Raw genomic sequence first — 12,914 nt, forward strand, 5'->3', positions numbered from 1 at the left:
GAAATGGCGCTGAAATGTCACATAAAATTCACATATCGGGATTGGCGTGGCGAAATCGCATGATAGGCGACCCATTTGGTGGGCGTTGCGTAAAAGTCGCAGTTTGAATTAATTTCCCCAGGCGGTTTTATGCGCCTAGGCGGCCGCGTCTTTGCGCACCCGCCGCTGTGCTGCCCGTACCGACCCGACGATCCGCGATAGGATGAGCTCCTCGATCCCGGCATAGCCCAAGCCTAGATGCGGCGGGCGCACCGCCGCCGCGTCGCCCAGCCGCAGCGTACCGGTCCGAAGCCCCGCTCGACCGATTCGGGCCCAGCGACGCGCGGTTTCCCAGCGGATGAGGCTGCGGCTCTCGCGATCTGGACGATGCTGGGCCAGGAACCGGTCCTGCAAGGCGACCAGCGCCGATCCCACGCGTTCCAAGGTCGACCGATCCGGCACGGGTTGCTGGCCCATGACATGCGTGACGATCAAATCGGCCGTCTCCGCCGCCGCGTCGCCAAACGCCTCGACATACACTCCGGTCAAAACGCGGATTGCGGCCTGGCGCATGGCCTGCGCTTGCGTTTGCGACGCCCCGCCGCTGTGGCGACGATAGGTCAGCAGTTCGTCGTCCAGCCGCGCGACGCCGCCAAAGGCCGCGATGCGGTGGTAGAGATCGAAGTCCTCGGCATAGACCATTTCCGGCCGCATGAACGGATCAAGCTGCCGCGCCGCATCGGTGCGCAGCATTACGGACGACCAAACCAGCGGGTTTTCAATCTGCAGCAACCACGCGATGACCGGGGGCGTGGAGAGTGGCGCGAGCGATGACGGCACAATCGCCCCGTCTTCCAGGACATTTGCGGCACTGCCGACCAATACGATCCCGGGGTTCGCATCGAGATACGCGACCTGGCGCTGGAAGCGGTCGGGGTGGCACAGGTCATCATGGTCGAGCGCGGCGATATAGCGCCCGCGTGCCTCGGCAAAGGCGGCGTTGCGGCTCAGCACGACGCGGCGGTTTTTCTGCGACTGGATCAGCCGGATACGCGGATCGTCGAAGCCGCGGATCACCGCGACGGTGTCGTCGGTGGAGCAATCGTCGACGATGATGAGTTCGAAATCGCGGAGGCTCTGCGCCTGCAGCGACGCAATCGTCTCGCCGATCAGGCCCGCGCCATTGTAGGTCGGCATCACGACGCTGACCGTCGGCGCTGGCAGGCCTAGTGTCATGCGACCGCCCGCACCGCGTCGTCCAGCACCTGATCGACGATCATCGCGCCGACGTCGTTCTGCCACTGCCACAGGCCATTGGCCTGGCCCGAGAAACTCGCCTCGCCGCCAAGCTTGCCCCATGGCACGAAGCCCGCAGCAAGCCCGATGCCATAGAGTCCGGGGATCGGCGCGCCGTTCGCATCGACGATACGGCAGTGCCGATCGACCATTGCCGCGCCATGATCGGCGGCAAGCGCGATGCGCCCCCCGTTCGTATCCTGGATTGGCAGTGCGCGCGGACGATAACCGAGCGCTGCGATGACGATGTCGGCCTCGGCGAGATGAGCGCGGGTGACGGGATCGTCGTCGCCCGTCACCTGATGCACGGTCAGGCGGGGATCGGGGGTACGTCCATCGATCCGCAGCATCCGCAACACCAGTTCGCGCGCTTCCAGCCGGAATCCGGCCAAACGGTAGACAAAGCCGCTGACCGGGCAGATGTCCTCCGGGCCGAAATCGGTGAAGCCTTCCGCGCGTGCCGCCTCGGGGGTCGGGTAGAAGGGACGGAGCGGCTCGCGGTGGAGCAGCGTGATCGCGCCTGCGCCGAAGGGGATGCTGGCGGTCTTGAGCAGCAAGACGATCGTGGCAATCGCGCTGGTGGAACCACCAATGACGACGATTTTCGGATTGCGCCGGGTCGAAAGCAAATCGGCAATCTTGGCCGGGCCACCCAGCGACAATGCTTCGTCCGATTGCATCAGGCGATCGCCGACTTCGCTGACCAGCGCGACCCCGCCGACGCGTTGCGTCACAAGCCGGTCGAGCGGTTGATGTCCGCCGGTGGCGATCGCGACCGCCTTTGACAGTTGCTCGAATTCCACCCCGTCGCTGCGGCGGCGCAGGCGGCTTGACCATAGGCCACCGGCGGTGGCGCTCGTCGAGAGAACCTCATGGCCGGTCAGCACGGTGCCGCCATGGTCGTTGACCAGCCCATGAAGCCGTTCGCCCGTCGCGCGGACGAACCGCCCGGCATCGACCAACGGCACGCCGAGTGCGCCGACATAGCGTGCGACGACGCGCGCGCTCGGATGATCGATCATCGTGGCGAGTTCGGGGTGTGGGCTGTCCTTCACTGCGCTCAGAAACGTTTCGGCGGTGCTGTCCGAGGTGATCGCATAACGCCCGAGCGTGCCCTCGCCGAGCCCGTCATCGCGTTCGGCGATGACCAGCCCCGACGCGGCGAGTTCGGGCAAACGCCCGCGCTTGGCGGCGGCGGTGAGCAAGGCAGTGCCCGCAGGACCACCACCGACCAGCAGCAATGAGGCGATCGGGCGCGCGCGCGGCGTGGCGGGAACACGCGCTTCCTTGGCAAGAATGCGGTTGAACGTCGCCGAGATGGTGCCGACGTCGGCAACACTCAGCGTGTCGCTGACGGGGAGCGACAGCATCCGCCCAGCGATCGAATCGGCAATTGGGGTCGGCAGGATCATCGCCTCGCGCTGGAACAGCGGTTGTTCGCCCAGATGCGGGCTGAAATAGCGGCCACAGCCAATCCCTTCGGCTTCGAGCGCGGCGCTGATCGCGTCGCGGCGCGAGCCCATGCCTTCCGGCAGCAGGATCGGCATGAACTGGCTGGCGCGGCGCTGTCCCTCGACCTCCTGAAAATCGACGCCGACCAACTGGGTGCGATAGGCCGCCTCCAGCGCCGCGCGGTGGTCGCAAACGGTATCGATTTCGGCCAGTTTCGCGCGCGCCATCACCGCGATCACTTCGGGCAATTTGGCGTTGAGGCCGGGCAGCGTCGCGTTACGCCCCGCTTCGAATCCGAAATTGGTCATCGCGCGCAGCCGGTCGATCAGCCGCGCGTCGCCCGAATGGATCAGGCCACCCTCGGCAACCGCGAAGGTCTTGGTCGCGTGCATCGAATGGACCACGGCGAACGGCGCGTCCGCACCGAAGCCTGCGCCGCCAGCGTCGCGGGTGCCGAGCGAGGCGGCGGCGTCGATCACCACACCGACGCCGTGCTGGCGCTGGAGCCAGGCATAGCGATCGAGATCGATCGCATTGCCGAAGGTCGCATAGGGCAGCAGGACGGCGATACGGTCGCCATAGTCGCGCAGCAGTTGTTCCTCTGCCTCGGCACTGGCACCCCAGTCCTTCGGATCGATGTCGCAAATGAGCGGCGTCAGGCCCGCCCACAACGCAGCCTGCGCGGTCGCGGCGAAGGTGAGGGCGGGCATCAGGGCGTAGCGACCCGCGGGCCGATCCCCGGCGGCTTCGCGCAGCGCGATCATCAGGCCGAGCGTGGCATTGCCGACCGCAAGGCTCGCGCCCCGGCCGCCGAACAGGGTCTCGGTCGCCTCCGCCTCGAAGGCGCGCACTTCCGGACCGTTATTGCTGAACACGCCAGAGGCCTCGACGCGGCGGAGCGCTTCGACATGGGCGCTGAGCCGGGGCGGGTTGGGGGCAATCAAGGGATAGCGCATGCGGGCGGACCTGAATGGTGTGCGACCCGTGGCTTGTGGTCCAAAGCCCCCTAAAATCTCGTTACGCTTACCGCGCGCTTGACGATATCGGTGCGGTGCGCGCCGCGATCAGCCTTCGCGCGCCACCGCAAAGCCGGCAAAGGACTGGTTGACGGGCATCAGTTCGAGCCGGTTGATGTTGAGGTGCGGCGGCAATTGCGCGACCCACAGCATCGTTTCGGCGATATCGTCGCCGGTCATCGGATTGACGCCGCCATAGAGCGCGTCGGACGCCGCCTGATTGCCGCCGGTGCGAACGACGGTGAATTCGGTTTCGACCATGCCGGGTTCGATCGAGGTGACGCGCACGCCCTTGCCGTGCAGATCGGCGCGCAGGCCCAGGCTGAACTGGCGGACGAAGGCCTTGGTTGCGGCATACACATTGCCGCCGGAATAGGGGTAGGTCGCGGCGACCGAGGACAGGTTGATGATCGCGCCCTTGCGCGCGACGAGACCTGGCAGCAGCTTGCGCGTGACCGCGACCAGCGCCGAGACGTTGGTGTCGATCATCGTCTGCCAATCGTCGAGGCTGGCCTCCTGCGCGGGTGCAGTGCCGAGCGCGAGGCCGGCATTGTTGATCAGCAGGTCGATGTCGGCGAAATCGGCGGGCAGGCTGGCGAGGGCGGCGTCGAGGGCGGCGGCATCGCGAATGTCGAAGGCGAGCGTGTGGACGGCTTCGCCCAGCGATTCGGCCAAGGCGGCAAGGCGGTCGGCGCGGCGGCCGGTGGTGACGACGCGCCACCCGGCCCCGACAAACGCCCGAACGGCGGCCTCACCGATGCCGGCGGTTCCACCCGTGATGAAGGCCGTGCGCATCACCATCTCTCCAACGCTGTCTGAGAAAATGGTGCCCGAGGGCGGATTCGAACCACCGACACTGCGATTTTCAGTCGCATGCTCTACCAACTGAGCTACTCGGGCACACCCGAAGTTGCTCGGGGAAGCGGCCTCTTAATCGCGCTCTGGCGTGCTGTCTAGCCCGTCTTGTTCTTCTCCCGGCGGGGTCGACACGGGAAGCGCGTAGCCCTCGCCCAGCCATTGCAGCAGGTCGCGGTCGCGGCAGCCCTGGCTGCAGAACGGCGCATGCGCGGCCACCGGGGGCTTTCCGCACAGCGGACAGGGTTTGGAACGCGCCATCATGCCACCTCGAAGATCGGGGCCACGCCGGTACGCCGGGCGAGCTCGGCGATCCAGTGCGGATTGGCCGCCAGCGCTTTTTGCACCGCCGCGGGCACGCGGTTGTGTGCCGGAACGGGCGGCGGGGTGCGCTCGATTCGCCGGAGCAGCGCGCGCGCCTGCGCGGCGGCAGGATCGGCGCGGAGCAGTTCGGGCAGCGAGGCGCGGCTGCGGCGGCGGATGATCTGGACGAAGCCGAAGCCGTTCATCGCGGTGCGCTCGAACGGTTGCGGGAGCCCGGCGTCGAGCGCGGCATCGACCGCGGCGCGCGCGGCCTTGCCTTGCAGCGTCGGGAAATCGACCCCGATCGAGCCGCCAATGTCGAGTCGCACGATCGCGGCGGCGACTGCGCGCGCGGCGGCGAGCGCGAGCGGATCGAGCGGGGGATAGCCATCGACGTCGAACAGCGTCATCGCGGGCGTCGGGCTCATGCGGAGCGCGCCGCCGACCGGGCCGCTGAAGACGATGTCGCCGGTCAGCGCTTCCTCGAGCACCTCCGACCAGCCCGCCGCTTCGAGATGATCGGGCTCATGCGCGTGGCAGATCCGCACCGGCACGCCGGTCGCGGTAATGCGCTCGAGCAGCGTCGGCCCGGCGCGTTCGGGCCCCTCGGCGGGGGCGCAGCGCGGGAGCTTGGTGCGGCCGGGCTCGGGGATCGCCTCGCGCACCAGCTCGACCGTTAGCGCGGCGCCTTGGGTGATGCCGGGGGGCAAAGGCGAGAGCAGCGCCTCGCCGCCTGCGAAGCTGACGCGGCCCTCGCGGCCCTTGACGGTGATCTCGACCAGCCGGGCCGCGAGCACCGCGCCCAGCGCCGGGCCGGGGCGATCGGGGGCGAGTCGCGCTTCCAAGATGGTGCCATGCTCGACCAAAGCGGCGCGCGCTTCGCCGATCCCGGCCTCATACAGCCATTCAGCCAAGCGCTATACCTGCCGCCAGCAACAGCGCGCGCGTTTCGAATAAGGGCAGGCCGATCACGCCCGAATGCGAGCCCGACAGGAAGCGCACGAACGCCTCGGCGCGGCCCTGAATGGCATAGCCCCCGGCCTTGCCCAGCCCCTCGCCGCTGGCGACATAGGCGTCGATCTCGGCGGCCGACAGCGGCTTGAAGGCGAGGATCGTGTCCGACAGGCGCTGGCGCAGCGTGCCATCGGCGGCGATGACGCACACCGCGCTCAGGCAATGGTGGCGGCGGCCCGAGAGCAAGCCGAGCATCGCGCGGACGGTGGCGTCATCCTCTGCCTTGCCGAGGATGCGGCGGCCAAGCGCGATGGTGGTGTCGCCCGCCAGTACGACTTCGCCGGGCGCGCGCGCGACGGCCAGCGCCTTGGCGCGGGCGACGCGCTCGACATAGGCGCGCGGCGGCTCGGCCTTGAGCGGCGTCTCGTCGACGTCGGGTGCGGCGATGCGGGCGGGCGTTACCCCCAGCCGCGCGAGCAGATCGGCGCGGCGCGGGGAGGTGGAGGCGAGGACGAGCGGCGGGCTCTGGCGCACCACCGCGTCCGAATCACTTGAAACGATAGGTGATCCGCCCCTTGGTGAGATCATAGGGCGTCAGTTCGACCAGCACTTCGTCGCCGACGAGCACGCGGATGCGGTTCTTGCGCATCTTGCCGGCGGTGTGACCGAGAATTTCATGATCGTTCTCAAGCTTCACGCGGAACATGGCGTTGGGCAGAAGCTCCACCACCTGGCCGCGCATTTCGAGCAGTTCTTCTTTTGCCAAACAAACCTCTGGTGATTTTGGGGAATTCTTGAAGGGCGCGCCTTAGCCGATGATGCGCCAAAAGGAAAGCCGCGCGCAGGCGGCGGCGGAGCGGGCGGCGCGGCGGGCGAAATTTCAGGAAGTTCGCCCATATGCGCCATAAGAAAATGCGAAAAAGCACGCGGGCGGGGTGCCCGTTGGGAAAAGCGGTGCAGCGATGCGAAAGAGCGGCGCGCCCGCGCGCGGCGGGCGATGCCGGGGGAGAATGCCAGAGCGGGGGCGTGTAGGACAGGGCCTCACACCTCGTCGAAAAAGGCCTGGTCGACGCTGACCTCATAGGTCGTCACAGGGCGCACCACCACGCCGAGCCCGACCTCGCGCAGCAAATCGCACAGCGCCTCGCCATCGATCAAATCGATCGCGGGCGCGCCGTCGCGCGTCGCCTCCCGCCTGGCATCGGGGGTGAAGGTGCCGGTGGTGATGACGAGCCCCTTGTCGGCGCGGCCCTGCATGGCCCCGCGAAAATCGCGGATGGTGGAGGCCCCGACCGAGCCCTTGTAGCGCTTGCACTGGAACAACACGTGGAAGGAGACGAGATTGACGCGCAGCACGCCTTGCCCGTCAATGCCGCCATCGCCCGATTTGCCCGTCACCTCGACCCGGGTGAAGCCATGTTCGCGCAGCAAGCGCTGGCACAGCCGCTCGAACGCGGCGGGCTCGATCGACTGGAGCTTGGCGAGCAACAGATCGGACCAGCCGGCGACGGCTTCGTCGGCCTCCTCCTCGGCCGGGTCGAGCACGAGGCTGGACGCCTTGGCCTTGAGCTGCTCCGCACGCCGCGCCGCCTTGGCCGAACGGATGCGCTGGCGCAGCGTTTCGAGCGGCTGATCCACCACCAGCCGACCGGCCTCGGTCAACACCCACACGCCGCGCGAATCGTTGGCGACGAAGCCGGGGAATTTCAGATAACTGCGCGCCCAGGACATTTTGTCGGTGATGATGTTGTCGCCGCTGGTGGGGTAGGTCGCGTCGAGATCGGCCTGGGTGAAGCCGAAGCGATCGATCAGCTTTTCCTCAATCTCCTCGATCGAGGCGGAGCCACCCAGATCGCGCAGCACTTGCAGCGTGGGGACGTAGAAATCGTCCTTGCGGATCGTGGCGACGTGGGCGGGCTTCATGCATCCGGTTCCTGCTGGGCGGCGCTTCTGCGGGCGACGCGGCGATTGGCTTTTACGCCGGTGGTGGCGAGCGGGTTTACCAGCGCTTCGTAGCGGCCGAACAAATGCTCGACCCGGTCACGGTCCGAGGCAAACGGCGCGCTGCGGTAGAGCCGGTCCACCGCCAGATCGAGCGCATGGTGCGCGCGGCGCAGATCGCCCGGCATGGTATCGGGATCATAAAGATCGGCGAGGCTGGCGGTCGGGTGCGCGAGGCGCGCATCGAGCACCGCTTGCGCAAGCTGCTCGATTTTCGCGCGCTGTGCGGGCGTGGCGTCGGGCCAGGGGAAGGTGTTGTAGACGAGGCCGATTGAATAGCGGAAATCGCTCTTAAGGCGGCCGCCCATTTGAGCGAGCCACGCCATATGTGCTCGACTCGTCATGACGCCGAAATCAAAGAGATCGGCGTTTGGCATGAATAAGCAGCTATCATGTGCAATCGTCTCAGGACCAAAGAAGCCAAAAGGAACATATTCTCTGCGTTCCGATGAGTGGCGCGGAATGAGTACATAAGGCTGATCGCTTTGACGGATTTCTCCGAACAATCCGGGTGCGCCGGCAAGTTTTCTTGTCGTAAGCCTTGTGCTTGATTCTCTATAAATTCGATTGCGACGCAATCGTTCCAAGATGGGTGGTATGCTTCGGATTATTGATGGATCAACTTTCACGAGCCAAAAGCAAAATCTGTGGCTTCCTTCAATATAGTCTTTTGCGCCCGCAAGAATCTTTATGAATGATTCGGCGTCCGGGTAGGAGGATAATAGAGCAGCGCGTTCGGCGGTGGATAAGATTAGATTTCCGTCGTCGTTAGGCATATTACCAAATGAGATTGCTGGGCGGGGAGAAGTCGGGCTGGTGGATTCTGACACCACCAAATGCCGGTTCATCACACCCCGTGCATCGAACAGGTACGCCGTCAGCGCATCATGCCGACTTTCAATCGGCTCGCGTCGAATGTCGGGATAGCTGAACAACCGCTTCTCGCTCGGCTGATTATCGCGGTGGGTCAACCCGATCACGACGACATGGACGTGCGCTGCGCCGCGCGCTTCGCTGCCCCAACTGAAGGTGCGATGGGCGAAGGCGATTTCGAGATGGAAGCGATCGAACAGGATCGGCCAGAGCTGCGCCACCTGTTCGCCCTGGCTGATCGAATTGGTCGAGACGAAGGCGATGCGGATGCGGCGATTGCCGACCTGATCCTCCCCGGCACGGGGAGGGGGACCAGCCGCAGGCTGGTGGAGGGGGCTCGCCATCGTGGGTGTCGCGTGCGGAGGCCCCCCTCCACCACCAGCTTCGCTGGCGGTCCCCCTCCCCGTGCCGGGGAGGATCGTGGTGGCACCGTTCAGATATGCTCCGGCCTTGATGAACCACGCGGCGACGAAATCGAGCGTGCCGCCGCTGCCGCCGAGCCCGGCGATTGCGCGGACTTGCGCGCGTTGTTCGGGCGTCTGGAATTTCGCGCCGATGAAGGGCGGGTTGCCCATGATGTAGTGCAGCTTTTCCGGCGCGATCAGGCTCGACCAATCGGTGTCGAGCGCGTCGGCGTTGAGGATGTGCGGCGAATCCTTGAGCGGGATGCGCGCGCTATTGCCCTGAAACGCTTCATTATATTCGTTGTTGGCCAAGTGATCGGCCATCCACATCGCGACTTCGGCGATGCGCGCGGGAAATTCCTCAATCTCGATGCCGTAAAATTGCGCGACCGTCACGCGGCTGAGCAGCACCGCATCGATTTGCTGGGTGGGGTAGAGCGCTTGCAGGCAAGCGAGTTCGAGGCGGCGGATTTCGCGATAGGCGATGACGAGGAAATTGCCGCAGCCGCACGCCGGATCGAGAAAGGTGAGGCGCGAGAGCTTGGCCTGAAATTCGAGCAAGGCGGCATCGCGCCCGGTGCGGCGCGCGACCAGCCGGTCTAGCTCGGCGCGCAGATCATCGAGGAAGAGCGGGCCAATCACCTTCATGATATTGGCTTCGGACGTGTAATGCGCGCCCTTTGCGCGGCGTTCCCGGGCGTCCATCACCGATTGGAACAGCGAGCCGAAAATGGCGGGGCTGACCCCGGTCCAATCATGCCGACACGCATCGATCAAATGCTGGCGCATCGCCTTGTCGAACACGGGCGTGCGGAGCCGCCCGGTGAAGAGCTGGCCGTTGATATAGGGGAAGGCGTTGAGTTCGCCCGACAGGCCGGTCTGGCGATCGCTTTCGGGCGTATCGAGCACGTCGAACAATTCCATCAGCACGCGCCCGGTGTCGCTGCCATCCTCGCGCGTGTCGTTCTGCAGCAGTTCCAGGAACAGGTCCTTGGGCTGGAAGATGCCCGTATCGTCGGCAAACATGCAGAACAGCAAGCGGACCAGCAATTGTTCGAGATCATGGCCCTTGTAATTGGCCGCCTCCAGCGCGTCGTGCAGGCGGCCCATCAGTTCGGCGGCCTTGATCGTCACGCCAGCCTGCGTCTCGAAGGTGCGTTGGCGGCCAAGGACGAAGGCGAAGGCCTCGACATGTTTGTGCAGGTCGGCGAGCTTGAAGCGGGTTTCGGAGCCGCTATCGAGATCGAGCAGCCGCCACGTCTGGAAATCGCACGTCAGCACGTAGCGCGGCTGTTCGGCAGGTGCGATGCCGTCGATATAATCGAGCGCCTGGGTGCCTGCTTTGTCGAGATCGAGCTTGGCGCTTTTCTGTTCGATCAGCAGCGTGCGCGGCCAGAACAGGTCCATGAAGCCGTGCTTGTTGCTGAGCAGCTTTACGCGCTGCTCATAGGTGGCGACACGGCGGCGCTTGACGCCGAAGATGTCGAAGAAATCATTGTAGAAGGACTGGGTTTCGCCTTTTTCGTAATGCGCATCCGCCCAGTCTTCGCTGAACGCGCGTGCGCGGCGTTTGATCTCGTCCCAGCCCAGCCGCATCATGTACTCCCCGTGGATACGCATGTGGCGGATTAGGCCCGAGAAACGCAAGCGCTTTGGCGGCAGGTGGCGGGGTGGTGGCCAGCGCCGCGGCAAAGCCGCGTCGTCGGTCGGATCGGGCGGGGAGCCCGCCCGTTCGCCGGCCGGGCTTGCGCGGATCCGCGGCTAACGGCTGCGCCGTTAGCCTTGGGCGCTACGCCGGATTATGCTCCTTCAAAAACGCCTCCAACGCCTTCAGAAACTCCAGCCGGTCGGCCTCGCGCGTGAAATGGTGGTCGCCCAGCGGTTGCTCGATATAGAGATAGGGCTTGCCCGCCGCCTTCAGCTTCGCCGCCATGTCGCGCGATTGCTTGACGGGGACGACGGTGTCCTTCTTGCCGTGCATGATCAGGATCGGCATCGAGAATTGCGCCGCGCCGTAAAGCGGGGAAACCGCCTTCAGATCGGGGGCCTGGTCGCGCAGATAATCCTTGTTGCGCCCGCCATTGAGGAAGGCCCCGTCATAGCGCAGCATGGCGGGCATATCCGACACCCCGGCAAAGGACACCGCGCAGCGATACACCGCGCCATCGCGCTGCGCCCCGCGAAACGCGGCATAGCCGCCATAGGAGCCGCCGACGATGCAAACGCGCTTGGCATCGGCGAGGCCGCTATCCGCCGCCCATTTGACGGCGTCGGTCAAATCGTCCTGCATGGCGAGGCCCCATTGTCCGCGCCCCTTTTTGGTGAAGGCGGTGCCGAAGCCCGAGGACCCGCGATAATTGGGTTGCAGCACGGCATAGCCGCGGCTGGCGAGGAATTGCGTCCACCAGTCCCAGCTTTCGTCATCGCGCGCGAACGGGCCGCCATGCGGCAGCAGGATCAGCGGCAGGTTCTTTGCTTCCTTGCCGGGCGGCAAAGTGAGCACGGCGGAGATTTCGAGCCCGTCGCGCGCCTTGTATTTGATCGTGCGCACCGGGGCATAGGCCTTCAGCCCGAGCGCTTCGTTGACCGTCCCCATCATGTGCATCACGCCTTCGGCCTGGCGGAAGATGTAATAGGCACCGGGGCGATCGGGGCCGCCGACATGGACGATCAGCACCTGGAAATCCTTGCTCCACGACACGATCCGCGCGGTGCGGGTGCCGACGGCCGCATCGAGCTTGGTCTGGATGTCGGCGAGCGCGGGATCGATCCAGTGCACGCGCGGGCGCGTGTCGGTATATTGCACGCCAACGAGGCGCGTGCCGCTCTCGTCGCTGATGATGCTGTCAATATCATAACCGGGCACGCCGAACAGTTTCGCCCCGGTCTTGAGCGTTGCCAGATCGAGCGGATAGAGCGCGGTCACGTCATCGGCATCGCTGATCGACAGCGCCTTGCCGGGTTCGGGCAGGAACATGGCGGGGGTGTTGCCGAGATCGGCATCCTTGCCCTTCGCCTTGACGAGCGTGCGGAAGGGCTGGGCGGCGCTGTCGCGGTAGAGCAAGCGGTAGGAGCGCGTGTCATCGTCATAGGCAAGTCCCGAGCGCACCGTGCCGGTGCCATCGGCATACCAGTCCATGACGGTTTCGCGCGGCGGCTGCACCTGCACGCTGTGGCCGTTGGTGACATCGAAATCGCGCACTTCGGGCCAGAACCCTGCGGTATCGCGATAGATCGAGGTTTGCAGGGCGAGGCGGATGTGCGGGCTGCCATCGCGCGCGATCCACAGGATGTCGTCGGCCCCTTGCGCGGCGAGATCCTTGCCGAGCACGTTGATCTTCTTGCCATCGGCGCTGATGCCGATCGTGCGGCGCAGATACCAGCTATCCCCCTCGACCGGGGCGGTGGCACCGATCGTGGCGACGAGCCAGTCATTATTGACCCAGGCCCAGCTGTTGAGATCGTTGGGGCCGGGGCTGATCATCACCAGCTTGCTGGTGTCGTCGAGCGGGACGATGGCGAAGCGTTGCTCGCCCTTGATCGCCATCTTGACCGCGACGCGCGTGCCATCGGGCGAGAGTTCGGGGTTTTGCAGAAAGGGGAGCCTGGCAAAGGCTTCGGCGGGGAGCGGCGCGGTGGCGGCGGTGGGGGCGGCAACCGGCGCGGGCCCCTGCGCGTGGACGACACCGGCGGATACCGCAGTCATGATCGCCAGCGCCTGCCAGTAACGGTATAGTATCACGGTGATTTTCCTCCCCCAGGATGCAGCCGAGCTTTATTG

General features: G+C 65.7%; 10 protein-coding genes and 1 tRNA gene. All 11 read right to left on the bottom strand.

Translation table 11 applies throughout. The annotated features are described in order from the left end of the window. Window positions 1-135: 135 nt before the first annotated feature. Window positions 136-1,215, bottom strand: coding sequence for a glycosyltransferase family 2 protein (locus ACP7BY_RS12805; RefSeq protein ID WP_033966256.1), 1,080 nt, complete (start codon window positions 1,213-1,215; stop codon window positions 136-138). Then, on the bottom strand, window positions 1,212-3,683 hold the full coding sequence (locus tag ACP7BY_RS12810) for a DegT/DnrJ/EryC1/StrS family aminotransferase (protein WP_033966254.1): 2,472 nt from the start codon (window positions 3,681-3,683) through the stop codon (window positions 1,212-1,214). Before ACP7BY_RS12810 ends, ACP7BY_RS12805 begins: the two co-directional genes overlap by 4 nt. Before the next feature lie 108 nt (window positions 3,684-3,791). Continuing rightward, window positions 3,792-4,538, bottom strand: a complete 747-nt coding sequence (locus ACP7BY_RS12815; RefSeq protein ID WP_033966270.1) for an SDR family NAD(P)-dependent oxidoreductase — start codon at window positions 4,536-4,538, stop codon at window positions 3,792-3,794. Between the two features lie 29 nt (window positions 4,539-4,567). Beyond that, window positions 4,568-4,643 (bottom strand) — tRNA-Phe (locus ACP7BY_RS12820). A 30-nt stretch (window positions 4,644-4,673) separates the two neighbouring features. Then, entirely contained in the window at window positions 4,674-4,859 is a 186-nt protein-coding gene (locus ACP7BY_RS12825) for a DNA gyrase inhibitor YacG (RefSeq protein ID WP_029622962.1), read from the bottom strand. Then, window positions 4,859-5,815, bottom strand: coding sequence for a ribonuclease (locus ACP7BY_RS12830; protein ID WP_137902867.1), 957 nt, complete (start codon window positions 5,813-5,815; stop codon window positions 4,859-4,861). Before ACP7BY_RS12830 ends, ACP7BY_RS12825 begins: the two co-directional genes overlap by 1 nt. Next, the gene (locus ACP7BY_RS12835; RefSeq protein WP_137902868.1) at window positions 5,808-6,389 is read right to left on the bottom strand and encodes a Maf family protein; all 582 of its coding nucleotides are present in this window, start codon (window positions 6,387-6,389) and stop codon (window positions 5,808-5,810) included. Before ACP7BY_RS12835 ends, ACP7BY_RS12830 begins: the two co-directional genes overlap by 8 nt. Window positions 6,390-6,402: 13 nt before the next feature. After that, window positions 6,403-6,621: a translation initiation factor IF-1 gene (infA, locus tag ACP7BY_RS12840; RefSeq protein WP_010162480.1), complete on the bottom strand. Its 219-nt coding sequence runs from the start codon at window positions 6,619-6,621 to the stop codon at window positions 6,403-6,405. A 275-nt stretch (window positions 6,622-6,896) separates the two neighbouring features. After that, entirely contained in the window at window positions 6,897-7,778 is an 882-nt protein-coding gene (locus tag ACP7BY_RS12845) for a restriction endonuclease (protein ID WP_033967323.1), read from the bottom strand. Beyond that, complete coding sequence (locus ACP7BY_RS12850) at window positions 7,775-10,729, bottom strand: class I SAM-dependent DNA methyltransferase (RefSeq protein WP_405053307.1); 2,955 nt, start codon at window positions 10,727-10,729, stop codon at window positions 7,775-7,777. Before ACP7BY_RS12850 ends, ACP7BY_RS12845 begins: the two co-directional genes overlap by 4 nt. 193 nt (window positions 10,730-10,922) lie before the next feature. Then, window positions 10,923-12,839, bottom strand: a complete 1,917-nt coding sequence (locus ACP7BY_RS12855) for an alpha/beta hydrolase family protein (RefSeq protein WP_033965259.1) — start codon at window positions 12,837-12,839, stop codon at window positions 10,923-10,925. Window positions 12,840-12,914: the final 75 nt, after the last annotated feature.

The sequence above is a fragment of the Sphingomonas sp. PSPC2-2 genome (assembly GCF_049897725.1).
In the GTDB taxonomy this organism is placed as follows: Bacteria; Pseudomonadota; Alphaproteobacteria; order Sphingomonadales; family Sphingomonadaceae; genus Sphingomonas.